The sequence below is a fragment of the Treponema sp. Marseille-Q3903 genome, from assembly GCF_014334335.1.
GTDB lineage: Bacteria > Spirochaetota > Spirochaetia > Treponematales > Treponemataceae > Treponema_D.
The window spans coordinates 1677210-1700643 of record NZ_JACSEU010000001.1; the positions used below are offsets into that span (position 1 = coordinate 1677210).

Annotated in this window: 21 protein-coding genes and 4 tRNA genes; 14 read left to right on the forward strand and 11 right to left on the reverse strand. The window is 37.5% G+C overall.

Annotated features, from left to right (window positions below):
* Positions 1-188 precede the first annotated feature (188 nt).
* Positions 189-1328, forward strand: coding sequence for a class I SAM-dependent methyltransferase (locus H9I37_RS07640; RefSeq protein WP_187381849.1), 1140 nt, complete (start codon positions 189-191; stop codon positions 1326-1328).
* Between the two features lie 100 nt (positions 1329-1428).
* Here H9I37_RS07640 and rpmE read toward each other — a convergent pair whose 3' ends face one another.
* The 4 genes from rpmE to rbr all read right to left on the reverse strand — a co-directional run bounded on the left by rpmE (position 1429) and on the right by rbr (position 3389).
* Positions 1429-1641 carry a 50S ribosomal protein L31 gene (rpmE, locus tag H9I37_RS07645; RefSeq protein ID WP_187381850.1) on the reverse strand — a complete coding sequence of 71 codons (213 nt, stop codon included), beginning with the start codon at positions 1639-1641 and terminating at the stop codon, positions 1429-1431.
* 230 nt (positions 1642-1871) lie between these two features.
* A tRNA-Phe gene (locus H9I37_RS07650) sits at positions 1872-1944 on the reverse strand.
* 194 nt (positions 1945-2138) lie between these two features.
* Entirely contained in the window at positions 2139-2747 is a 609-nt protein-coding gene (locus H9I37_RS07655) for an HAD family hydrolase (protein ID WP_255422561.1), read from the reverse strand.
* An 81-nt stretch (positions 2748-2828) separates the two neighbouring features.
* The gene (gene rbr, locus H9I37_RS07660; RefSeq protein ID WP_370586899.1) at positions 2829-3389 is read right to left on the reverse strand and encodes a rubrerythrin; all 561 of its coding nucleotides are present in this window, start codon (positions 3387-3389) and stop codon (positions 2829-2831) included.
* A gap of 218 nt (positions 3390-3607) precedes the next feature.
* On the opposite strand from rbr, the gene H9I37_RS07665 reads away from it, so the two are divergent.
* On the forward strand, positions 3608-4516 hold the full coding sequence (locus tag H9I37_RS07665) for an ankyrin repeat domain-containing protein (RefSeq protein ID WP_187381852.1): 909 nt from the start codon (positions 3608-3610) through the stop codon (positions 4514-4516).
* A 138-nt stretch (positions 4517-4654) separates the two neighbouring features.
* Here H9I37_RS07665 and flgE read toward each other — a convergent pair whose 3' ends face one another.
* The 6 genes from flgE to H9I37_RS07695 all read right to left on the reverse strand — a co-directional run bounded on the left by flgE (position 4655) and on the right by H9I37_RS07695 (position 12131).
* Positions 4655-6046 (reverse strand): flagellar hook protein FlgE, encoded by a 1392-nt coding sequence (gene flgE / locus H9I37_RS07670; RefSeq protein WP_187381853.1) that lies wholly within the window; start codon positions 6044-6046, stop codon positions 4655-4657.
* A gap of 26 nt (positions 6047-6072) precedes the next feature.
* The gene (gene flgD, locus H9I37_RS07675) at positions 6073-6519 is read right to left on the reverse strand and encodes a flagellar hook assembly protein FlgD (protein ID WP_370586900.1); all 447 of its coding nucleotides are present in this window, start codon (positions 6517-6519) and stop codon (positions 6073-6075) included.
* A 74-nt stretch (positions 6520-6593) separates the two neighbouring features.
* Positions 6594-7991 carry a flagellar hook-length control protein FliK gene (locus H9I37_RS07680; protein WP_187381855.1) on the reverse strand — a complete coding sequence of 466 codons (1398 nt, stop codon included), beginning with the start codon at positions 7989-7991 and terminating at the stop codon, positions 6594-6596.
* A 45-nt stretch (positions 7992-8036) separates the two neighbouring features.
* On the reverse strand, positions 8037-8666 hold the full coding sequence (locus tag H9I37_RS07685; RefSeq protein ID WP_187381856.1) for a periplasmic-type flagellar collar protein FlbB: 630 nt from the start codon (positions 8664-8666) through the stop codon (positions 8037-8039).
* A gap of 84 nt (positions 8667-8750) precedes the next feature.
* A complete protein-coding gene (locus H9I37_RS07690) occupies positions 8751-10040 on the reverse strand; it encodes a hexokinase family protein (RefSeq protein ID WP_187381857.1) in 1290 nt (429 codons plus the stop codon).
* An 87-nt stretch (positions 10041-10127) separates the two neighbouring features.
* Positions 10128-12131 (reverse strand): ATP-dependent helicase, encoded by a 2004-nt coding sequence (locus H9I37_RS07695; RefSeq protein ID WP_187381858.1) that lies wholly within the window; start codon positions 12129-12131, stop codon positions 10128-10130.
* 104 nt (positions 12132-12235) lie between these two features.
* Here H9I37_RS07695 and H9I37_RS07700 point away from each other — a divergent pair, with 104 nt between their 5' ends.
* The 10 genes from H9I37_RS07700 (at position 12236) to H9I37_RS07745 (ending at position 19290) form a co-directional block, all read left to right on the forward strand.
* Positions 12236-12535, forward strand: coding sequence for a hypothetical protein (locus tag H9I37_RS07700; RefSeq protein ID WP_187381859.1), 300 nt, complete (start codon positions 12236-12238; stop codon positions 12533-12535).
* A 14-nt stretch (positions 12536-12549) separates the two neighbouring features.
* Positions 12550-13161 (forward strand): hypothetical protein, encoded by a 612-nt coding sequence (locus tag H9I37_RS07705; protein ID WP_187381860.1) that lies wholly within the window; start codon positions 12550-12552, stop codon positions 13159-13161.
* An 85-nt stretch (positions 13162-13246) separates the two neighbouring features.
* A tRNA-Leu gene (locus H9I37_RS07710) sits at positions 13247-13326 on the forward strand.
* Between the two features lie 21 nt (positions 13327-13347).
* Positions 13348-13419: transfer RNA gene (locus H9I37_RS07715), tRNA-Gly, on the forward strand.
* A 34-nt stretch (positions 13420-13453) separates the two neighbouring features.
* Positions 13454-13525 (forward strand) — tRNA-Gly (locus H9I37_RS07720).
* A gap of 84 nt (positions 13526-13609) precedes the next feature.
* Positions 13610-14962, forward strand: a complete 1353-nt coding sequence (gene tig / locus H9I37_RS07725) for a trigger factor (RefSeq protein ID WP_486389519.1) — start codon at positions 13610-13612, stop codon at positions 14960-14962.
* Positions 14963-15167: 205 nt separating this feature from the next.
* Positions 15168-15767, forward strand: a complete 600-nt coding sequence (locus H9I37_RS07730) for an ATP-dependent Clp protease proteolytic subunit (RefSeq protein ID WP_187381862.1) — start codon at positions 15168-15170, stop codon at positions 15765-15767.
* 11 nt (positions 15768-15778) lie between these two features.
* Entirely contained in the window at positions 15779-17041 is a 1263-nt protein-coding gene (clpX, locus tag H9I37_RS07735) for an ATP-dependent Clp protease ATP-binding subunit ClpX (protein ID WP_187381864.1), read from the forward strand.
* 50 nt (positions 17042-17091) lie between these two features.
* Positions 17092-18174 carry a DEAD/DEAH box helicase gene (locus H9I37_RS07740; RefSeq protein ID WP_255422519.1) on the forward strand — a complete coding sequence of 361 codons (1083 nt, stop codon included), beginning with the start codon at positions 17092-17094 and terminating at the stop codon, positions 18172-18174.
* A gap of 3 nt (positions 18175-18177) precedes the next feature.
* Complete coding sequence (locus H9I37_RS07745; RefSeq protein WP_187381868.1) at positions 18178-19290, forward strand: glycosyltransferase family 4 protein; 1113 nt, start codon at positions 18178-18180, stop codon at positions 19288-19290.
* Here H9I37_RS07745 and H9I37_RS07750 read toward each other — a convergent pair.
* A complete protein-coding gene (locus H9I37_RS07750) occupies positions 19259-20137 on the reverse strand; it encodes a helix-turn-helix domain-containing protein (RefSeq protein WP_187381869.1) in 879 nt (292 codons plus the stop codon). The genes H9I37_RS07745 and H9I37_RS07750 overlap by 32 nt on opposite strands.
* 120 nt (positions 20138-20257) lie before the next feature.
* On the opposite strand from H9I37_RS07750, the gene H9I37_RS07755 reads away from it, so the two are divergent.
* On the forward strand, positions 20258-22084 hold the full coding sequence (locus tag H9I37_RS07755; RefSeq protein WP_187381871.1) for a glycoside hydrolase family 13 protein: 1827 nt from the start codon (positions 20258-20260) through the stop codon (positions 22082-22084).
* Positions 22085-22207: 123 nt separating this feature from the next.
* On the forward strand, positions 22208-23395 hold the full coding sequence (locus tag H9I37_RS07760; protein WP_187381873.1) for a sugar ABC transporter substrate-binding protein: 1188 nt from the start codon (positions 22208-22210) through the stop codon (positions 23393-23395).
* Positions 23396-23434 lie beyond the last annotated feature (39 nt).

Sequence of the window (23434 nt, forward strand, 5' to 3'; positions counted from 1 at the left end):
TTCGCATATAGTGCAAAATTATACAGTTTTTTTACAGTTGGGGGAAGCCAGATGATTTTGTAGGTGGCACGATAGATGATTTTGTCGGGCATATTTTTGTTTATAAAACAATAATTTGTAGACAATGAACCAAAAGGAATCTTGTTCACAGTTAAACATATTGCGATAATACATTATACTTTTTCAATATGGAAAATAAATCTGTAAACAAAACGGAATATCAGTCGCAGCTATTTTCAAACAGACTAAAGAAAAAATACAAAGAAATTCGAAAATGGGCAAGAAAAAATAGGATTTCATGTTATCGCCTTTATGACCGCGATATCCCAGAAATTCCTTTAAGCCTTGATCTGTATGAGTTTTTACCGAATGATGTTACAAATCCTATTGAAACGGCAAAATTTCTAGCTGAACAAAATGCAAAAATTGCTGCAAACGACTTGTCTATAGAATCGGATATAAAGGAACGCACTTATGCAATTCTTTACCTTTATGAACGCCCTTATAAAAAAACTGATGAAGAAGAAGAGGTGTGGCTCAAAACGATGGCACAATCAGCTTCAAATGTTTTAGGAATTCCAGAAAATCACATCATTAAAAAATTTCGCAAACACCAGAAAGGTAAAAATCAGTATGAAAAACAAAGCGATAAAGAAAAATCTGTTGAATCGGTAATTCCATACAGTTTGACACAAGAATGCGGGCAACTTTTTAAGATTGATTTAACATCATATTTGGACACAGGACTTTTTTTTGATCATCGTCCTCTTAGAAATATTTTGAGAGACACTTGCAGCAACAAAAGCGTATTAAATCTTTTTTGCTATACAGGAAGTTTTTCTGTTTACGCTGCTCAAGGAAATGCAAAATCTGTGGAATCTGTTGACTTGTCGAACACTTATCTTTCATGGGCAAAAGAAAATATGAAACTCAACGGATTTGATGATAAAAAATACATTTTTACACGGGCAGACTGCATCTATTTTTTGCAAGAAAAGGCTGTTGCAGAAAAGAACCTCATCACCAAATCTTACGATATAATCGTGCTTGATCCGCCGACATTCAGCAACAGCAAAAATACGCCGAATGTGCTTGATATAAATAAACAATGGCAGCAGCTTGTAAAAGATTGCTTAAATATCTTAAATCCAGGTGGCGTTCTCTACTTTTCAACAAACAGCGAACGATTGAAATTCGACGCAAGTCTAATTCCGCCAAAGACAGTTTCCGGAGCATATTTCAAAGTTGAAGATATCACAACCAAAACAATTCCGACAGATTTTACAGGCAGCAAGCCGCACCGCTGCTGGAAATTTACCTTAGCCTAGTTAAACAAAAAAAAGGAACCGACATCTTTGAAGTTCAATAACTTCCGTAGCAGTTCCTTTTGCAACGAGATTTGCACCGCAAACTCATTTGATTTGATTTTTAGTTCTCAGAACCTTTTATACCATAACGCTTGTTAAAGCGATCGATACGACCTGCAGTATCAACAAGCTTCTGCTTTCCTGTATAGAACGGGTGACATGCAGAACAAATTTCAACGTGGATATTTTCAACTGTTGAACGTGTTTCAATCACATTGCCGCAAGCGCAAGTAATTTTTGTAAGTTTGTAATCTGGGTGGATTCCCTTTCTCATAATTATAACTCCTGTTTCTTGCCCGATATTACGCCCGGCCGCCACTAGCCCGCTGCACAAAAGGTGCATTGCGTCTATCATTCCGCTACCGTCAACAAAAAAATAAATAATACCACAAGATAATATTGTGTAAATATATAATATTTGCAGATTATGTGCAATATGGTAAAGATAAATTGTCAAATGTGTCAAAAATAAAAAAAGCTCCTGAACAAATCAGAAGCTTTTCATGCCACAGGTTGGAATCGAACCAACGACATACGGATTTTCAGTCCGGCGCTCTACCAACTGAGCTACTGCGGCGTGTGATGTCAAATATATAAAAAAAGGAGATTTGTGTCAACATGTTAAATCTATTTTTTTTATATTCCGTGATTTTATTTTAAATTCGTTTTGTTCCGGGTTCTGGTCAGAAAATTTTTGATTTTGTTCAAGTTCTCTTAAGTCTTTTGTGGTAAGGTTCGGGCTCGAGGTCAGATTCAGGTTCGGTGTCTGATTTATCTCAACATTTCCGATAATAGCTTTTTTGCTTTTTGGAAATCTGTGAACACAAATCCCGAAAATCCGAGTTTTTTCGCAGCCTCGATGTTTTCTGCCCTATCGTCTATGAATACACATTCTTTTGCATTCAATTTGTACTTTTTGAGCAACGCATTGTAAATTTCAGGGTTCGGTTTTAGAACTTTTACTTTGCCGCTTACAACTTTTCCGTCAATGTAGGGAGCAAACGTAAACTCATTTTCCCAGTGATAATCGAACATCCAATCGGGATAATTTGTCAAAAGATAAATATTGTAACCGCTTTCTTTCAATTCTTTTAGCCAATTTTTTGCATAGTCAAAAGTTTTTACGGCTTTTAACAATTCTTTTTCAAAAAAAAGTTTTGCATCTTTTCGATATTCTGATGGCAATTCGCTGAGCATTTTTTCAATAACTTCGTTTTTATCAATAACACCGCGATCTAATTCACTCCAATATTTACTGTATGCTGTGTATTGTGCGATTGTTTGAACTTCATCTTCAGGAAGCTCCATATCTTGCAAAACCTTTTCAGGAATAAATTCTACCAAAACTGAACCAATATCAAAGACAATGTTTTTTATCATCAAAATCCTATAAATATAAAATCATAAAAAAAAACCGGCAAAGCACATAACTTCTGCCAGTTTTTATACTACAAACTGATATTATCCCCACGAAAGGTTCAAATCATAATTATCGTCATGAACTTCGAAGTAAACATTTTTTTGCTCACAAGTCGGACAGAAATCAGGTTCATTAGGACCAACGATTATGTTACCGCAAACTCGGCATTCCCAAACTTTGACTGTTCCCTCTTTTGCCTGTTTTGCAACTTCGCCATCATTTAACAGCCTTCGGTAGCGCTCCTCGTGGTGTTTTTCAATCTTTGCAACAGCACGGAATTTTGCAGCGAGTTCTGTAAATCCTTCATTTTCAGCATCTTTTGCAAAACCTTCGTACATATCTGTCCATTCATAGTTTTCACCATCAGCAGCCGACGTAAGGTTTTCGTGCGTATTTCCGATTCCTTCGAGTTCTGTAAGCCACATTTTTGCATGTTCACGCTCATTGTTTGCAGTTGCTTCAAAAATTTTTGCAATCTGCTCAAAACCTTCGCTTTTTGCTACTGCCGAAAAGTAAGTATATTTGTTTCTAGCTTGACTTTCACCTGCAAATGCTGCCTGCAAGTTTTTTTCTGTTTTAGTTCCTGAATATTTGCTCATCATAAAACTCCATAATTTTTAAAACAGATTATATGCCAATTACAATGTTTAAGCAAGTTTTACAAATTGTTGACAGGTTTTAAAAAGTTGTCAACAATTTATAAAAGTTCTTGACAATTTTAAAAAGTTATCGTCAGCTTTAAAAAAAAATAACATATTTTCAAATAAAATATTTTAATTCTTGTAATATCAAGCATTTAATCATATAATGACCGGAAGATATGAAATGGCTTTTAATTACTGACGATGACAACCTATTTTGCACTGTAAACAAGACTCTTACAAAAGCTGATAAAAAAAATCTATGTCTTGCTTCAGATTTTGAAATTGAAAATTTACAAAATCATAAGGCAACTTATAAATTTATCACAGCGTGTTTTATATATTCGAAAAATGAATCAAATTTTTCGCCGAAAACTATAGCAGTGCTTGCCAGCATTTGCGGTTGTTTAAATGCTCAGCGTATCCCTGTCATAACTAATCTTTCAATAATCAACGACAATGAACTTCTTGAAAAAGATTTTCTCAAAAAAATTAACAATGAAGCCGAATTGATTAATTCGATTTCTAAAAATCACAAACATTTTATCGAAGAAGCCAAAAAGCGCATTGCAAAAAATGAACTTTTCAACAGAGGAATTCCTTTTACAGCAGATTGCTTTGGAACTTACATCGCAAAAAATAAAATTGAAATTGTCAACGAATTTCTTCAAGCTGGAATGGACGTCAATTCTCGAGATGATTTTGGCACTCCAATGTTAAATATTGCATGCCGCAACGACAATTTTGAGTTTGTTAAAATGCTTTTAGACCTCGGTGCTGATTTAAACGCGATATCTGAAGACCGCGGATACACAGCCGTTATGGATGCAGTCTGGCGTGGAAATGAAAAAATTACAAAATATCTGATTTCTAAAGGTGCGGATTTAAACACGATCAACAAAGAAGGTCAATGCAACCTTGTTCTTGCGGTCGGGGCAAATCGTGAATCGCTTGTAAAATTGCTTACAGAAAACGGAGCCGACCCTGATGTAAAAGATACGATGGGTATGAGCGCTTATAACTATGCTGTTTTATTTAAAAAGCAAAAACTTATAGACATTTTGCAGAGATACCACAAAGAAGCATAAAAAATATCATTTATCTCATACACACGTAAAATAAAACAAAAAAACTTGCATAAAAACTTCAAACAAAAAAAAGCCCTTGCTAACGACTATCGTTCACAAGGGCTTAGTAAATTCTGCTTAAGTTATCGCTTCAAGATATTATCGCTTTAAGCTCAAAACAGTTTCAAGCAATGTGTCTGCTGTTTGGATTGTCTTTGCGTTAGACTGGAATCCACGCTGCGTTACAATCATATCTGTCATCTGTTCAGACAAATCAACGTTTGACATTTCCAATGCACCTGCCATCAAAGTGCCTTTTCCGCCTACTCCTGATTCGCCGATTCGCGCCATCCCTGAGTTATTAGATTCTATATAAGTGTTATCACCAGCTTTTTCAAGACCGCGGTCGTTTGCAAATGTTGCAAGTGCAATCTGACCGATTGTGCGGTTTGTGCCGTTTGTATAAACGCCGGTGATAGTTCCGCTTGAGTCAATCTTAAAGTTATCGAGATAACCCATCGTGTAACCGTCTTGATAGAAAGCCTTTGTTGTAGACTTTGAAGCAGACTGTGTGATTGTATCTTTAAAAGAACCGATTGTTCCCAAGTTGATATTCAATGTCTGGCGGTAAGGATTTCCTTCGGCATCTGCATTTGAATCAGCTACGGCAAAAGAAGTCTGGATTACAATTTGCCCTTCAGGATTTGAATTATAACCGGCTGTATCTGAAACAGATTGAAGAGCACCGTAGTTGTCAAAACTTACGAGGAATGTGTTTCCAACTCCGTCTGTTGTGTTCAAGCCGACTCGTGTTTGTGTATAATCGGCATTGTCAGGATCAATTTGGACTGTTGCTTCCCACTGATTCGGGTTTCCATTTACACGTCTAAATGAAACAGAAAGGAGATGCTCGTTTCCAAAACTGTCATAAATCTTCTGTTCAGTTCCCCAAGTTCCTTTTGCAACATCATCAGCGCTTGCCCCATCCAGAATTTCCGGCGTGTTTTTGTTCAAGTTACACGCAAAATTGACGTTAGTTGTCTCTTTTGCAGGATCTTTCGCCCCTGTCGGAATAATCAAATCTTCAGGAGTTGCCGCAGTTTTTACAATCATCTGACCGTTGATATCTTCTGCCATCCAACCTTGAACCCGCATACCGTTAGCAGGATTGACGAGAGTTCCGTCGCGGTCAAGTCCGAACGAACCGTTTCTCGTGTAAAAAGACTCTTCGCCGCTTTTCATAAGGAAAAATCCGTTGCCCTGAATAGCGATGTCTGTTGAAACTCCTGTTGACTGCAAGTTACCTTGAGTAAAGATATTGTCGATTGAAGCGACTGTCATTCCAAGACCGACTTCCTTAGGATTTACCCCACCAAGTTCATCTGTAGGTTTTGCGGCGCCGCTCATCTGCTGGCTAATCATATCCTGAAAGTTTACGCGCCCACGTTTAAAACCGTTTGTGTTTACGTTAGAAATGTTGTTGCCAATTACGTCCATTCTTGTCTGGTGATTCTGCAATCCCGAAACGCCAGAATAAAGTGATCTCATCATATGCTTACTTTCCTTCCTTCCACCGATTAGTCTGCGTATACCGCATTAATTTTATCCATTCCATAATACATACCGTTTACAAGTACCTGTGGACTTTCCCCGCGAATCGCCCCTTCCACAATACCTGTAACCGTAGTATCTCCAATATTCAATTCTACAGTTTTGCCTAAAGTTGAGACAGCTTCAGAGCTGCCGATATAAGCAGCCATCTTGCTAAAAGATGAACTCATATTTGTAATCTGTTCCAAAGAGCTGAACTGAGCCATTTGCGATATAAACTCAGTGTTCTCCATCGGATTTGTCGGATCTTGGTTTGAAAGCTGAGTGATAAGCAGTTTCAAAAAATCATCTTTTCCTAATTCATGAGAAGTTTTTCTTCCTTCATTTACAAGTGTTTTGTTGTAAGTATTCACCTGATTTTCAACAGCTAACTTTTCACTTGCATTCATCTGTGTGTTCAGAAGTTCCATCATTTCTCCTTTACCTTTGTAAACCACGCCTGCTTATTAACTCCGCAGTTTTGCCTTACCGTTTTTATAATCGGTATTTAAGCAATAATATTTACTGAATAATTTGAAATATCTTCAATATTCATCAATATATTTTCAAGTTCTCCGCTCAAAATGTTTCCCGAATTTCCATAAACTTGTTTTGCAATATAATCTGTTCCGTCATTTTGACTTGCAAACCCACCATTTTGACTAAACGAGTTGTTATTATTATAAGAAACATCAAAATTTGCAGAGTCAAAACCGCTTTTTAAGAACGCTTCGCGCAGAGTTTCCGAGTTGTCTTTAAAAACCTGCAAAGCTTCTTTGCTCGCGACAGTTATATGTCCGCTCAAATTTTTTCCATCCAATGAAAGGTGAATTTTTACATTGCCGAGGTCATCTGGATGAAGAATTAAATTGATTGTTCCCTGATTGTTGTCTTTTAAGATGAGGTTTCCTGCCTTTACAAATTCCGGTGCACTGCTTTGAATCTGATTGTTGAGCATTGCTTGAAAATTTGAACCATCGCTTGCCGCACTCTGATTATTTAACGAAAGAACATTCTGCTCAACTTTTTGATTCAATTCCATCGTAAAAGTCGCTGTGCTTTCGCCTGACAATTTCGGTTCGCCTACTTTTAGATTTTGCTTTTTGCCGTAATCAGCAGCATTTATTTTTTCAGAACGAAGATCTTGAACTGTTATTTTGCCGTCTTTGTCCAAAGCAAATTCTTTTTTGCTTTTCTTTACATCTTCAGAAAAATAAAATTCTTTATGCTCTTTAGAGTATGATTTGAGCTTATCATCAAGAATCTCAAGATTTTCTGCTGTGCCGCTGATTTTTGCAGAAACTGAAAGGTCTTCGTCTTTGTCATCAGTCTCTTTTATTGTTTCATCTTTTTTTGCATATTTTGCGCTGTTTACAGCAGCATTATTATTGAGATTTTCTGCGTTTTTTAGATTCTCGATTTGCTTTTCAAAATCGTCTTTTTCAAACTGATCAATTTTTGATTTTGAGAAATCTTTTTTAGACAGTTTTTTTAATTTTGAATCTTTTTCAGCTGATTTTTCCGATTTTTCAACAGCGTCTTCCGCTTTTTTTTCATCTTTTTGACCGCTAACAGTCTTTGAGTCTTTTTCTGATTTTTCTACATTATTTGCATTTGCGCCGTTTTCATCATTTTTAGATTCAACATTTTCCGTCTTTTTGTTTTTATCTTCAAAAGGTTTTTCTGCACAAACTTCGTCAGAATTAGTTTTCTGATTTTGCTCAGGACTTTCAGACTTTGCAGTTTCTAGCGCATTGTCATTTTGCAGCGATGTCATAATTTGTGCAAACGACAAACTTTGAGAACCGTTCAGAGAATCTTGAGTTATATTAGATATCTGAGGGGGTCGTAACTGTACTACATTTTGAGAACATGCGACAACATCTGCGATTGCTTGATATGACATACAGCAAATCTCCTTTTAAACATTGCAGATTTGCTGATCTGATGGTTAATCTAAAGAGTCCGGCTTACTGAGCATCTTCCGCTGTATTGTCGCAGCCCGGTCAGATGGCATTAAGGAAAGCCAGTATGCTCCTAAAGATGAAGTGCCTTCAGCAGTTGCGATCTCTTCAACTTTGCGAAGTACATCTATCACAATTTGATCATCCATTGCAATAAGAATATTTACCGCAGCCTGTGGCTTCATACCATTCAGATTTCTTGCAATCTGTTCAATGTTTATATTCTTATCATCGTATTTTTTTACTTGCAGGTTAAATGTTTTTTCGCGTTCTTCCTGATTTTTTTCGCGTTCAGTTAGTTCTGCCGTCACTTTTTCATTTTGTTTTTCGGCAGATTCAATGTCTTGCTGGCGTTTATCGAGTTCTTCTTTAAAAATATCAAGAGATTCTCTTTGTTTTATCAACCGGTCTTCATCGAGATTTGCTGTAAGAGGTTTTGACTGAGTTGCGGTCGTACTTGTCTGAGGATCTTTTTTTAGGACTTTATAGACAGGAGAAAAAACCGACTTCACATGAATCACGCCAAGCCTGTCAAACCACAAAAGTCCACCTATAATCAATATAAGAATGACAAGTAAAAGCACAAAAGACTTTCCTAAAGACTTTTTAAAAGACATATTTTCCCCTCAACAATGTTCTGAAGTTTATTTATGAAAAACAAAATAGACTGCAAAACATCGCTAGATCTTAACATATAAAAGTTAATCTATCAAACCGGAGATTGCAGCACCAAGTGTAATATCGTTGTCACATGATACAATTTTCCAGTAAATACCATTTTGGCGAGTAAGAACTTCATCAAGATAAGCGCTTACACGAGCTTTAACCATATAAGTCTTATGAAAAGTTGTTCCGTCACATAAAATGCATATAGGTTTTGTTGAAGTTTTTCCTGCTCCTGTCTGAATTGCACAAGCTGTGAGAATCGCAGCAGAATAACGCGCAGCACGCTCAACTATTGCGTCGAGAATCTGGAAAATTTTGTCTGCATCTTCATCTGTTCCTGTCGTAGATACAAGTTTTCCAAGTGCACAATCAGTGTTGTATGGCGCATGAAGAAATTTATCCATTTCAATCAATGTGAGCACATCAAGTTTTTCAATCGCTTTGCAAACTTCTCCGCTGAAAATTCCGTCTTTTGCGGCAGCTTGCAATGCATACCACGAAACAGCTCCTATATATGCTCCGGAGCACAATTTCTCAATATAGAATGCGTTCGGATTTACTGTCGTATTTGCAAATGCAATATCAAAATCTGACCGGTTTACGCTCAGGAACTTGCCGCTTTCGCAAACTACAATCTGTCTGTTTATTTTGCAGCTGCCGCAGTCCGGCTGAATGTACGCAGCGTTCATACCGGTTCCAAGAATAAATCCGATATATGAAGAATAGCGGTCACCTGAAGATGCACAAGCAGCTCCGGCGAGAAGAGCAGCAACTGTATCGTTACAAAGAGTGATTCGTTTAATTGTATTCCATCCGCGACCAGCCAAAGCTTCTTTTAAGCACTTTCCGACTTCGCACCCTACAACTTCAGGCGCTTTTACTTCTTTTGAAAATCCGAGCAAAACGCCATCGCCGTTTTCTTTGATTTCCATCGGATACGAAAAGCAAAAACCGATTCTATCTGATTTATTTTTAAGATGTTCAAGATTGTCTGCAATCTGTTTAAAAAATTCTTTGCGTGAAAGCTCTTTTTCAACTCCAGGCATGCGTGTTTTTTCCATTTCAGAAATAACAGCCCCACCGTTTTCATCAAAATCTACAAGGCACGAGCGAAAATTTGTTCCCCCTGCATCGATCACTATTACAGAATTGTTTTTTGCCTGATTTTTTGGCGGATTACAGAAAGTGCGGATCATATCCTGATTTGCCTTTTCCAAGCGAAGACCTTTTCGCATATCATCTAAAATTGCTTGAGCAACAGATAAAACATCGACGTGGTTTACAAAATTATGACGTGATAAAAATGAACTTACAGTAGTATTCATAGTATTTTCCTGTTTTTTTATTTTTTTCAATTATATATTGAATTGCTAGAAAGTTCAAATATTTTAAAATCCAACGCATTTTTGATTCTATTTTTGAGATTTTAACTTAGTCAAAAAATCGTTGAACATCGCACCAGTTTCTTCCTCTGTCAGCTGTTTTGGCTCGTGGTATTCTACAAGATTTGAAGGAATTTCATCGAGGAAACGACTAGGTTCGCATTCCCTCACGACCTGCATGTGACGGCGCTTTCGACATGCACTTATCAAAAGCTTATCTCTTGCGCGTGTGATTGCTACATAAAACAGCCGACGCTCTTCTTCTACATTTCCCTGATTTTCTTCGACAGAACGAGCATGAGGAATTATCCCTTCTTCTGCGCCCGCAATGAAAACTACAGGAAACTCAAGCCCTTTTGAAGCATGAATTGTCATAAGGTTTACTTTGCCTTTATCGTTTTCATCATCGCCATTGTCGCGACTCATCAAAGTGATTCTATTTAGATAATTGAACAAATTCGGATTTGAATTATCCGGATCATTTTCCCAAACTTCCATAGAAGTCAACAGGCTTTCGATGTTCATCAATTTAAATCTGACTGCTTTTTCACTTTTTGCATATTCTGTCAAAAGATGGTCTTTGTAATTTATGTCTTCTATAAGTTGACGGACTTTATTTGCAAGCCCGCGACCGCTCAAAAATCTCTGACGGTGCGTTTCAATAATATCTACGAAGTTTTGCAGATCTTCTTTTAATATATCGGTTGCGACAGACTCTTTTGCTCTGACAACAGAATCGATTGCGCTCCAAAGCGTACATTTATATTTTTCCGCCTCATCGTTCAAAATTTTAATTGCAGCGCGCCCGATTCCACGCCGCGGGCAGTTTATGATTCGGAGCAGATTTATGTCGTCGTCGTGATTAGAAATTATGCGAAGGTAACTTACAATATCCTTGATTTCTTTTCGTTCGAAAAACGAAGTTCCGCCGCTGATTGTATATGGTATATTGTTTTGCAAAAATGATTCTTCCAGAAAACGGCTCTGAGTGTTTGCCCGCATCAAGACACCAAAATCGTCATATTTCCTTTTATCTTCAGCTGCGATTCCTAAGATGCTCTCGGCAATAAAGTCAGCTTCGTCAGTTTCGTTTTCAGGCATAAATATTTCTATCGGTTTTCCGCCGCCGTTCCCACTCCAAAGTTTTTTGTCTTTGCGATTTGTATTGTGAGAAATCACTCCATTTGCCGCTTCGAGGATTGTCTCTGTAGAACGGTAATTTTGTTCAAGGCGTATTTCCGTCACGGGAAAATCTTTTTCGAAGTTGATGATATTCTGATAATCTGCTCCGCGCCAGCTGTAAATGCTCTGGTCATCATCTCCAACTACAGCAACGTTTTTATCTGCGAGAAGATGCATCAATTCGTACTGCTGATGGCTTGTGTCCTGAAACTCATCTACCATTATATACTTGTAACGCTCACGGTATTTTTTTAGAACTTCGGGGTTTTCCTTAAATAATTTTATTGGAAGGACAATCAGATCATCAAAATCTACTGCGTTATAAAGTTTAAGACCTTCTTGATAGCTTTCATAAAGAGGACGGTACATGTCGTTTGCAGTTTCCCAATTTTTTCGTCCGGTTTTTATATTCGAAATAAGATTTCCAATCGTATATATATCCATCGAATCGACTGAATATTTCAACTCGCGACCGCATTCTTTTATAAGCGAAACGCGGTCAGTTTCATCATAAATAGAAAAATTTTCGCGGTAACCGAGTTTTTCAATGTCTGAACGAAGAACTTTCACTCCAAATGCATGAAAAGTTGAAACTGTAAGATTTTGAAGTTTGCGTTTTGTCAAATCTTTTATTCTATCTGACATTTCTTTTGCGGCTTTGTTTGTAAAAGTCAAGGCGAGAATCTGGCTCTGAGGAATTCCCTTATCGAGCATGTGTGCAATTCTAAAAGTAATCACACGAGTTTTTCCGCTGCCGGCCCCTGCGATAATTAAAATTGCACCGTCTGTTGTTGTGACAGCGCGGTATTGCTCAGGGTTCAGATCTTCTTTAAGGGTTTCCAAATCTAACATTGAAAAAAAATATAGCACAAAAAGTATTTTTTTTCTATTTTTATTTCCTAAAAACGAACAACGGGGTTTATATTATAGTAGAAATAAAAAAAATCGGAGGAGATATGGAAGATGACTTAGAGATATTTACTTTTGCAAGCGACATAATCACAACTTACAAATATCTTGTTTTTGAAAAAAAAGAGTTTATAATTTCAAAGCGATTGTTAAAATCCGGGACAGGAATTGAAACTCATCTCGCGCGGAATGAAAAACGGACGGCTTATAAAATGGCAGTCGAAACCGAATTCTGGCTCAAATTTTTAGAGATTAAAGAAATTTGTGAAGCTAAATTGATTTCGGGTCTGAATAAAAAACTCAGAAGTATAATAAACGGTTTCTATCAAGAAACTTTGACTTTTTAACAGGAAAAATCAGTATGAAAAAACTTTTATCTATTTTTATAATTTTTTTTGCCGCTTCGTTTTTGTTTTGTGAAATCAACATTTCCAGATATACAATTACAAAGTCGAAAAAGGAATACGATGTTACATATTTAAAAACAAAAGATATGAAAATTATCAAAACGCAGTCGCAGGAGTCTGAAGATGATGTTCACACGACGCAAGCCTTTTCGATTTCACACAAGGGAACAGAAGGTAAATTAAAATATACGCTTTTTACAGACAATGGAGGAGACCCAGATAAGCTTGATTTTGATTTTTATGTCATGGTTATAACTACGGCATATAATGCGACAGGTGAAGACATCGGCATTGAAAAATTTTCCAGGTTTAGGGACGAAGATGTAAAAAAGGAATTCAATGGAGATTTCGGTTGCACGACATTTTTGCAAAATCCAAAGTCGAACTATGCGGAAGGATATAAATATATGATAATTGAATTTTTCTGCCAAAAAGAAAAAGGTCTTTTAATGCGTTCGTTTTTGTTCAATGACTTAGCTTTTGTCGGCATAAACAATGACGGCACACAAAATGCCGATTGTGCGATGAATGCAAATTATCGTACTTTCAAGTTCATTGATAAATAGCAGGCAAAAAAGACTGTTCACAGTATTGACTAAAATCCGCAAAAACTATATTCTGTTCCAACATAGTTTACGAATGCTAAGTCGAGCGAGAGTGGTGAAATTGGCATACACGCTAGACTTAGGATCTAGTGCTTCGGCGTGAGGGTTCAAGTCCCTCCTCTCGCACTTAAACAAGTTGCAGTTTTTGCGGAAATAGCTCAGTGGTAGAGCGCCACCTTGCCAAGGTGGATGTCGCGGGTCCGACTCCCGTTTTCCGCTCTTCAAGCATGGAGTTTGCTCGAATTTACAATATGCGGAAATAGCTCAGTGGTAGAGCGCCACCTTGCCAAGGTGGATGTCGCGGGTCCGACTCCCGTTTTCCGCTTGAATCTTACAATAGAGACGCAACATCTTGTGTCTCTATTTTTTTTATTAAGTCATGCAAACCGCATTGACACAGGAGACTCAATTGAAACTTACAAAAGAATTCAAAAATCTTGAAAAATCGGCTGTAGAGCTTACAGTAACAATTGCTAAAAAAGATGTTGAAGAAGCATACAAGTCAACGCTTTCAAACTACACAAAAAACGCACAGATTCCGGGATTCCGCAAAGGTCACGTTCCGGCAAATGTTCTTGAAAAAAAATACGGTGAAGCGATTAAAGCCGACACTCTCGGTTCGCTGATTGATAAATCATTCGATGAAATATTCCAGAATGAAACTGAAAATCGCCCTCTTCCTTATGCACAGCCGGCAATGGAAAAGGCTCCTGAATTCGACATCACAAAAGATCTGACATATACAGTAAAGTATGATGTTTTCCCGAAAGTTTCTGTAAAAGATTTTTCAGGCATTGCGGTAAAAGAAACTCAGTGTGAAATAACAGATGCAGATTTAGCGGAAGAAATCAAAGGACTTCAGGAAAGAAATGCAATGGTTATCGAAAAAAAAGATGGAACTGTTGCTAAAGACGACATCGTCACAATCAATTACAAAGAACTAGATGACGAAGGAAAGACAATCGCTGGAACAGAACGCGAAGATTTTGTATTTACAGTTGGAACCGGCGAAAACATCTATAAAATCGATGATGAAATAATCGGTATGAAAAAAGATGAAACTAAAGAAATCACAAAAAAATATAAAAAAGACGATTCGGATCCTGAACTTGCAGGAAAAACGAAGAAAATCAGCGTAACTGTAAAAGCTGTAAAAATTCGTGATCTTCCAAAACTCGATGATGATTTTGCTCAGGATGTCGATGAAAAATACAAAACTCTCGCAGATATGAAAGCTGACATTAAAAAGAATATGGAACTTGCAGTTAGCCGCCGTATCAGAGAACTCAAAAATAATTATCTTCTTGAACAGCTCGTTGAAAAAAATAAATTTGACATTCCTTCTTCAATGCTCGCAACAGAACTCGACGGCAGATGGAGAATGATGGCACAGCAGTTTCAGACAACACCTGACCAGCTTGAAAAACTTATTCTTTCATCAGGTCAGACAAAAGAAGATTTGATGAAAGATTGGGCAGCAGATAGCGAAAAAATGCTTAAATCACGCATCATCGTTGATTCTTTGATCCGTGACCGCAACATCAGCGTAACTCCTGAAGATATTGAAGCAAAATACGCACAGATTGCAGCTGACGGAAACATGACTGTAGAAGAAGTTAAAAAGCACTACGAAGATGCTCGTGCAAAAGAGTATCTTATCGATGACGCTAAAGAAAATAAACTTTACGATGAAATCTACAAAGAGATTAAAGTTTCAAAAGGCGATAAAAAATCATTTAAAGAACTCTTTGAAAACAAATAAAAAAGACGCTCCAAAACTTGATTTTTTTTGACTTAAAGCTTTTTAGATATAAACTTTATTGATAAATCCTTCAGCATGAGTTTAATATTTGTCATTATTCTGCTGAAGGGTTTTTATTTTAAATTTATTACTATTCACTTGCCAAAAAATTTATTATATTAATAACGATAAACAAAAATATCATTAGCTTCTTAGAGGATTTTTTATGAACGAAAATATGAACAACAATATCCCAAACATCTGGGAAAAAACAGGTAATGGGGAACGTGGATACGATCTTTTCTCCAGACTTCTTAAAGACAGAATCATTTTCATTGACGGAGAAATAAACGATTATACCGCTGACCTTGCTGTTGCTCAAATTCTCTTTCTCGAATCGGAAAATCCTGAGAAAGATATCAGCATTTACATCAACTCTCCTGGAGGCAGCGTAACTGCCGGTTTGGCTATTTACGATACGATGAAATATGTAAAATGCGATATTCAGACTATCTGCATGGGTCAGGCTGCTTCTATGGCTGCGATTTTACTTGCAGGTGGCACAAAAGGAAAACGATATGCACTTCCTTCAAGCCGGGTTATGATTCATCAACCTCGCGGCGGAGTTGAAGGACAGGAAAGCGACATCAGCATTCTTGCAAAAGAAATCATCCGCTTAAAGAAACTTTCCATTGAATATCTTGCAAGCGACACAGGCAAGACAGTTAAAAAAATTGCAGAAGATATTGAGCGTGATTATTATATGTCTTCAAAAGAAGCAATGGAATACGGCATTGTAGACCACGTTATGCCAAAAAGAAAATAACGGAGTAAGAAATGAAAAGATTTGGATCAAATGACGCATACTGTTTTTTTTGTGGCAGCACTGCCGGTAAAGACCGTAGGCTGATAACTGGACCTAGTGGCAACACTTTTATATGTGACAAATGTGTTGCAATCTGCGAAGGAATTCTAGAACAGCAAGAAGCAGACCTTATGCCGATTGAATTAAAAGACGTTCCAACTCCTCACGAGTTTAAAGAATATCTCGACAGTTATGTGGTTGGTCAGAATGATGCAAAAAAAACACTCTCTGTAGCTGTTTACAACCATTACAAACGGATGTCAGTCAGCGTTGCTCAACAGGCAGCTGACGATGCGGTAAAAATCGAAAAATCAAATGTCCTTTTGATTGGTCCTACAGGTTCCGGAAAGACTCTCTTAGCTCGCACACTTGCTCAGCGTCTTAAAGTTCCTTTTGCAATTGCAGATGCGACAACTTTGACAGAAGCCGGTTACGTCGGCGAAGATGTTGAAAATGTTCTTCTAAAGCTGATAAATGCGGCAGACGGCAACATCGAAGCAGCACAGAGAGGAATCATTTTTATTGATGAAATTGATAAGATTGCGCGAAAGAGCGAAAACACTTCTATCACTCGCGACGTAAGCGGCGAAGGCGTTCAGCAGGCTCTCCTCAAAATTATCGAAGGAACAGTTGCAAGCGTTCCTCCGCAGGGCGGACGGAAACATCCTAATCAGGAAATGCTTCAAATTGATACGACAAATATTTTGTTCATACTCGGAGGGGCTTTTGTAGGTCTCGACAAGATTATTGAGCAGCGAGTTTCGTCACATGCGATGGGATTTGGCTCAGATATAGGACAGATGAGCGAAGAAGACAGGATGAACCTTCTAAATCAGTGCACTCCTGACGACCTTGTAAAATTCGGCATTATTCCAGAGCTCATAGGTCGTATGCCTATCACATGTGCCCTGAAAGAGCTTACGAGAGACGACCTTGTTTTAGTTTTGACAGAACCGAAAAACGCAATTACAAAACAGTTCCAAGCATCGTTTAGCATAGACAATGTGGAATTGATTTTTGAACAGGACGCTATCAACGAGATTGCAGACGAAGCTATCAGGCAGAAAACAGGAGCAAGAGGTTTGCGGAGTATCGTAGAAAAGATGCTTCTTGATGTCATGTTTGAAATTCCTGAAATAAAAGGTAAAAAGCGATTTACAGTTACAAAGGACGTTGTAAAAGGAAAAACTACAAATTTAAGTGAGTTGATTCAAGAACTTCCAGATGCTAGTTGATGAATATTTTTGCGCAGTTATCGGATAACATAAAAACTTCGCTGTCTAAAATGGGAATTACAGAACCGACTCCTGTGCAGTCGGAGGTAATTCCTCGTATCCTTGATGGAGAAAATGTAATCTTTCAATCAGAGACAGGAACCGGCAAAACTTTTGCGTATCTTTTGCCCCTCGTTCAAAGGCTTGGAGATGTCGCTGACCATCAGAAAGTCAGAATTATAATTGTTGCCCCTACTTTTGAACTTGCTTCGCAGATAAACGCAGCATGTAAATCAATCTCGGCTTATAAATGCGCGCTCTTAATCGGAGGAGCGCAAATAAAACGGCAGATTGAAGTTCTTAAAGAAAAACCTGAAATCATAATTGGAACTGCGGCGAGGCTCGTTGAACTTATCCGCCTAAAAAAACTAAAGGTAGACGGCATAAAGGCGATTGTTTTTGATGAAACAGACCGTCTTGTAAAAAAAGAAGCGTTTGAAAACACATCGAATTTACGAAATCTCATGCCTGCCGGAACTCAGGTTATTGCATGTTCCGCTACAATCAGCAAGCCTGCAAAGATTTTTTTTGCCGATGCGCAAAACGTAGTGATGCCGGCCGAAGACATTTTGAAAAAGAGAATAACTCATTGGGCAATATACGCAGAATCACGCGATAAAATCGAAACACTGCGAAAATTCTTAGCAGCCGAAAATCCAAAAAAGTCTCTGATTTTTACAAGCCGTGCCGACCAAGCTGAAAATATCTACAATAAATTGACTTATAAAAAAATTGAATGTCTATGTCTCCACGCAAAATCAGAAAAATTGGAACGAAAAGCTGCAATCGACCGTTTTAGAAGCGGAAAATGCGAAATTCTTATCACAAGCGATCTTGCTGCCCGCGGTCTTGATATTCCGAACATTACGCATATAATTCAGATGGATCTTCCTGACGACGAAGATTTTTTTGTCCACAGGAGCGGAAGGACGGCTCGCGCCGGAAAAACCGGAATAAATGTAGTTATTGGAGATCGTTACGAAATGCAACACTTTGCTGCTCTTGAAAAAAAACTTGGAATAGTTGTTTATCCAAAAGAAATCAGAAATAAAAAAATTATAGCTCCTTTAGCTGAAGAAATTTCCGAGGAATGATATATGAAAATTGCAATTGATACGTTTGGATGCGAAAATGGTCGCTCCGGATTTGGTTCTTATATTCTCAATTTTATTTCTAATTTGCCTTCTCTTGAAAATAAAAAAATTGAGTTTGAACTTTTTGGAAACGAAGAAGACCGTTACACTTACACAAGCGGTAAAGAGATTTCATATCAATCTGTAAAAATACTCTCAAATTTAAAACATCTGCGAATCTGGCACATATTTCACATGAGAAGTTTTGCAAAAAAAAATAAATACGATGTTGTGTTGTTTCCAGCTGCACACAAAGTTCTCCCATCTTCATTTCGCGGCTACAAAGGTGTGGTAATTTTAAACAGCATTCTTTCTTCCGATATAAAAGGACAAAGCTGGATTTATAGACATCAGCTTAAAAAAGGTCTTAGGCACGCTTACAAAATTATTGCAGCGAGCGAATACATCAAAAAAGATTTGATAAAGCTTGGTGCCCGCAAAGAAAAAATCACAGTAATCCACAATGGAATTGACCACAAACTGTTTTATCCTGTTCTTCACCTTGCGGACGATATAATAGATATCAAACCATTTGCAATTAAACGGCCGTATTTTGTTTACAGCTCAACGCTCTCAGGCCCTGAAAAAAAACACATTGAGCTAATCCACGCTTTTGAACTTTTCAAGAAAAATACGGGATTCCCTCACAGGCTCGTTATTACTGGAAACGAAGGTTTATATTCAGAAAAGATCCACAAAGTTGCTTTTGATTCTGCCTATGCAAGCGACATTTTTTTAACAGGTTTTTTCCCACACGAAAGCGTCGCAAAGCTTTTTGCAGGTGCAGAAGCGTGCGTGTTTCCATCAGTAAACGAAGGTGTGGGGCTTCCGATTCTCGAAGCGATGGCAAGCGGCATCCCTGTTTTGTGTTCGGATAAAGGCGCTCTAAAAGAAATCGGTGGCACCGCTCCACTTTATTTTGATTCGGACAATATTGACCAAATTGCCTCATGCATGCGGCAGATTGTTGAAGATAAAGATTTGCGCGAAAAGATGATTTTTGACGGAACAGTATGGTCGGCAGAATTTAATTGGGAAAAAACAGTTATGAAGACGATTTCTCTTTTTCAAGCATAGCTCTGTACTTAAAAGGTGTCATTTCTTTGTATCTTTTAAATAGCTTGATAAAATAACTTATATCATTAAAGCCGCACCCGTATGCAATATTTTCAATAGAATCGTTTGTGTCGTGAAGCATCTCTGCTGCCCTCTTTATTCTGTATTGATTTAGATATTCAAATGGAGTGTATTTCGTCACTTTGTGAAACAACCTGCAAAAATATTTTGGAGAAAAACCTGCCGCATCTGCCATTTCACCAAGAGAAATGTCTGTATTGTACTTTTGCTTTATCAGATTCAACACGCATTTTAGCCATATAAGTTTTTTAGAATTGCCAAAGTCTTCACGTCTGTTTTCAGTGTATAAATTTTGTGAAATAACTTCACCAAGCAACTCAAATATAAAACCGAGTGTATAGAATTCATAGCAAAAACGAGCTTCTCTAACTTCATGCAAGATTTTTAATGAAAGTTCATGGAGATTTTTATTTGAACTGTTGAACACCACTGCGACATTGCTTACGCCTTCAATCAGCTTGCTTACAATCTCTTCCGTAGCTGAATGTTTTACGACCAACATGTCAGGGTTAAAAACAACAGATTCATAACGACAATTGCTTTTGATATCTCCATCCCCGTGAAGAACTCCGCTAGATAAAAAACAAACATCATCTACTTTAAGCGTTATGACTTTGTCTGACACGAACATATAATATTCGCCTTCGAGCACGTGAATCAGTTCAAAATCTACATGCCAGTGAAGCGGCAAATTCCAAGTAGACTCTTCTGTATTGCATTTATAATATTCAATCGGAAAAAGGACAGTTCCTCTAGAACGGTTTTCCTGTTTATACGAGTTTATCATTTTTAATTCCTTTTTCTTATCAAAAAGTAACTTTTATCATACTATTGCATAATTATATCTCTAGCGTCCACACAAAATCAAGAATAAAATATTTTATATAATTCATTTATTGGAGTATTTATGTTAAATATAGCAGCAATAGAGCATCATGCTTTTGATAATTATTGTTATCCGCTCAATGAAAACGAACTTTCTATAAGCATAAGAACCGGAAAAGATGTAAAAAAAATCTATCTTTTGTGGGGAGATCCGTTTGACAGGGAAAAAGCAAACGACGGAAGTAATTTTCATTGGATTTACAAAACAATTGAAATTACGGAAAAGAAAGAACTGCAATATCACTATTTATGGAATATCGTTGTTGAGCCGGCTTTTAAGCGTTGCATGTATCTTTTTAAGATATGCGGCGATAAATTGGAAAATTCCGATGAAGTTGAGTCATACATCTACGGAGAAAGCGGCATTCGCACTGAAAAAGAATACAAGAAAAATCCTGAAGAATTCTATCAATTCATTTTTCCGTGGATGAATAAAACCGACATTTGTAATCCGCCGAAGTGGCCTTCGAAAACTGTCTGGTATCAGATTTATCCGGCTCGTTTTAGACGCGGCAAACTCAACAACGAACCTGGTGACATTTTGCCATGGGGAAGATCCGACACAAAAGTGAGAAATGAGATGAAATTCGGAGGAAATCTCCCAGGAATTACCGAAAAACTTGAATATCTTGAAGAACTCGGAATCACGGGAATCTATCTGAACCCTATCAATATTTCAAAAACTGAGCATAAATACGACACAATTGACTATTTTGAAATTGATCCTGCATTCGGAACTAAGGAAGACATGAAAATGCTTGTAGAAAAAGCTCACAAACACGGTATTAAAATCATGTTAGATGGCGTTTTCAATCATTCAGGATGGCTTTTTTTTGCATGGCAGGACGTTCTTAAAAATCGCCAAAATTCAAAATATGCAGACTGGTATATGGTAAATGACTGGGATTTTCTTCCAAAACCGGCAGAATGGTCAGGTTCCGGCAAGTTTTTTGCATTTGCATTCTGCGATTACATGCCAAAATTAAATACAAACAATCCGGAAGTAAGAAAATATATAATTGACGTGTGTGAATATTGGGTAAAAGAATATGACATCGATGCGTTGCGCCTTGATGTTGCAAACGAAATCTGCCATACATTCAATAAAGAATTAAAAATAGCGATGCGTGCCTTAAAAGATGATTTTTATATTATCGGGGAGATTTGGCACAACTCTCTTCCGTGGCTTCGCTATGATGAATTTGATTCGATCATGAATTATCCTCTTGAAAATGCTATTTACGAATTTGGGCTAGATAAAACACGTACTTCAAAAGATTTTGAATTCAATGTAAACAGATGTCTCACCGCTTATTTTGCACAGACAGAACGTGTCCTTTTCAACTTGATGGACAGCCACGATACGATGCGCCTTGTCACAAAAACAGGAAATAAAGATTTGTCTTACCAGATGCTCGCACTGCTGTTTGGAATGCCGGGTTCGCCGTGTATTTATTATGGAACAGAAGTCATGCTCGAGGGAGGAATAGATCCTGATTGCCGCCGTTGTATGCCTTGGAAAGAAATTGAGGAAGGTAAATACACTGAAGAAATAAATATTATGAAAGATATTATTAAACTTCGCAAACAGCATGATCAGTTTTGTTCTATGAAGATAGAATTCTGCTACTATAAAGAACTCGAAAACGACGCGAAAAATAGGGTTTTATGTATAAAAAGAACTTCCGAAACTTCAGGTAAATCTGTGATGATGATATTCAACTTTGACACCAAATCGTTTAATTTGGTGAATATCGGCATTGCTGACAAAAAGGTTCTTTTCAGCAGAAATTACGGTGATAATGAATTAAATCCTTATGGCATAGTGATTTACGAATTAAATGATTAAATTTTATAAAAAAAAATTATCACAAAATATGACAATAGTTACAATTATGCTGTAAATTTTGACATACAGAAATTTTAGATAAATAATAAGGTCAGTAATAAAAAAAATAAGGAGTTATTTTTTATGAAAAAACACACAGGCATTATGGCAGTTGCCATGATTTGTTTAGCAGCAGTTGGCTTTACTTCTTGCAGCAAGAAGAAAGTTACTTTAAAGGTTTGGGAATCTAATGGTCCAGAGCGTGAATTCATGGAATGGGCTGCTGGAGAGTACACAAAGACTCATAAGAACATTGATATTGTTTATGAACCTGTTGGAGCAACAGATGCTCGTACGAAGATTGAACTTGACGGACCTGCCGGTGTTGGTGCTGATGTTTTTGTATCACCTCATGACCACATTGGAGCGCTTGTTGCTGGTGGACACGTTCTTCCGGTAACAGACAAGAGTTTTATCAACGACTTTGTTGACGCAGGAAGGGTTGCTTCTACTTATCAGGGACAGCTTTACGGCTACCCGCTTGCTATAGAAACATACGCTTTGTTCTACAACAAAGATATCATCAATAACCCACCAAAAACTTGGGATGAAGTTGTTGAATATGCTAAAACTTACAATGATAAGTCACAGAATAAATACGCACTTCTTTGGGGTGTTGGTAACGCTTACTTCTCATATATGTTCTTTAGCGCATACGGAGTACAGCTCTTTGGACCAAACGGTGATGATGTTAAACAGCACAACATCAACAGCCCGGAAACTATCAAAGGTCTTAAATATTTCCAGAGCTTGAGAAAACTTATTCTCGATGTTCCTGCAGCAGACGTTTCAGACGATTTCTGTAACTCTTCATTCATCGAAGGAAAAGCTCCAATGCTTATCACAGGACCTTGGAAGATTTCCGACTTCAACAAAGCCGGATTAAACTACGGTATTACAACAGTTCCTGGATTTGAAAAAGGCGGAAAACCTGCAACAACATTCTCAGGAATACGTGTTGCATTCGTAAGCGCATACACAGAACATGAAGCAGAAGCTAAAGATTTTGCTAAGTTCCTTATGTCAAAAGCTTGTCTTGAAAAGCGTTTTGAAATTACAAAACAGATCCCTCCAAGAAAAGACATCAAAATAGATGATCCTTTGAGCAATGGAATTCTTGCACAGGCAGCATACGCATTCCCAATGCCAACAATTTCACAGATGGGTACATACTGGGCAACAATGAACAGTGCTTATGCTGGAATCTGGGACGGCGACAACGTAGAACAGGATCTCAACAGTGCAGCAGCAGCTATGGAAGCAGCTAAATAACGAATAACGAGCAACACACTTGCCACCATCGGGGTTATA

Excerpts from the sequence above, each read along its gene's own strand:
- rpmE (WP_187381850.1), bottom strand. The coding sequence starts at position 1,641 with ATGAGAAAGGGAATCCACCCAGATTACAAACTTACAAAAATTACTTGC.
- H9I37_RS07755 (WP_187381871.1), top strand. The coding sequence starts at position 20,258 with ATGTTAAATATAGCAGCAATAGAGCATCATGCTTTTGATAATTATTGT.
- H9I37_RS07655 (WP_255422561.1), bottom strand. The coding sequence starts at position 2,747 with ATGATAAAAAACATTGTCTTTGATATTGGTTCAGTTTTGGTAGAATTT.
- H9I37_RS07705 (WP_187381860.1), top strand. The coding sequence starts at position 12,550 with ATGAAAAAACTTTTATCTATTTTTATAATTTTTTTTGCCGCTTCGTTT.
- H9I37_RS07700 (WP_187381859.1), top strand. The coding sequence starts at position 12,236 with ATGGAAGATGACTTAGAGATATTTACTTTTGCAAGCGACATAATCACA.
- H9I37_RS07665 (WP_187381852.1), top strand. The coding sequence starts at position 3,608 with ATGAAATGGCTTTTAATTACTGACGATGACAACCTATTTTGCACTGTA.
- H9I37_RS07750 (WP_187381869.1), bottom strand. The coding sequence starts at position 20,137 with ATGATAAACTCGTATAAACAGGAAAACCGTTCTAGAGGAACTGTCCTT.
- H9I37_RS07740 (WP_255422519.1), top strand. The coding sequence starts at position 17,092 with ATGGGAATTACAGAACCGACTCCTGTGCAGTCGGAGGTAATTCCTCGT.
- H9I37_RS07690 (WP_187381857.1), bottom strand. The coding sequence starts at position 10,040 with ATGAATACTACTGTAAGTTCATTTTTATCACGTCATAATTTTGTAAAC.
- H9I37_RS07680 (WP_187381855.1), bottom strand. The coding sequence starts at position 7,991 with ATGTCATATCAAGCAATCGCAGATGTTGTCGCATGTTCTCAAAATGTA.
- H9I37_RS07760 (WP_187381873.1), top strand. The coding sequence starts at position 22,208 with ATGAAAAAACACACAGGCATTATGGCAGTTGCCATGATTTGTTTAGCA.
- flgD (WP_370586900.1), bottom strand. The coding sequence starts at position 6,519 with ATGATGGAACTTCTGAACACACAGATGAATGCAAGTGAAAAGTTAGCT.
- H9I37_RS07685 (WP_187381856.1), bottom strand. The coding sequence starts at position 8,666 with ATGTCTTTTAAAAAGTCTTTAGGAAAGTCTTTTGTGCTTTTACTTGTC.
- H9I37_RS07695 (WP_187381858.1), bottom strand. The coding sequence starts at position 12,131 with ATGTTAGATTTGGAAACCCTTAAAGAAGATCTGAACCCTGAGCAATAC.
- flgE (WP_187381853.1), bottom strand. The coding sequence starts at position 6,046 with ATGATGAGATCACTTTATTCTGGCGTTTCGGGATTGCAGAATCACCAG.
- H9I37_RS07745 (WP_187381868.1), top strand. The coding sequence starts at position 18,178 with ATGAAAATTGCAATTGATACGTTTGGATGCGAAAATGGTCGCTCCGGA.
- H9I37_RS07640 (WP_187381849.1), top strand. The coding sequence starts at position 189 with ATGGAAAATAAATCTGTAAACAAAACGGAATATCAGTCGCAGCTATTT.
- clpX (WP_187381864.1), top strand. The coding sequence starts at position 15,779 with ATGAAAAGATTTGGATCAAATGACGCATACTGTTTTTTTTGTGGCAGC.
- rbr (WP_370586899.1), bottom strand. The coding sequence starts at position 3,389 with ATGATGAGCAAATATTCAGGAACTAAAACAGAAAAAAACTTGCAGGCA.
- H9I37_RS07730 (WP_187381862.1), top strand. The coding sequence starts at position 15,168 with ATGAACGAAAATATGAACAACAATATCCCAAACATCTGGGAAAAAACA.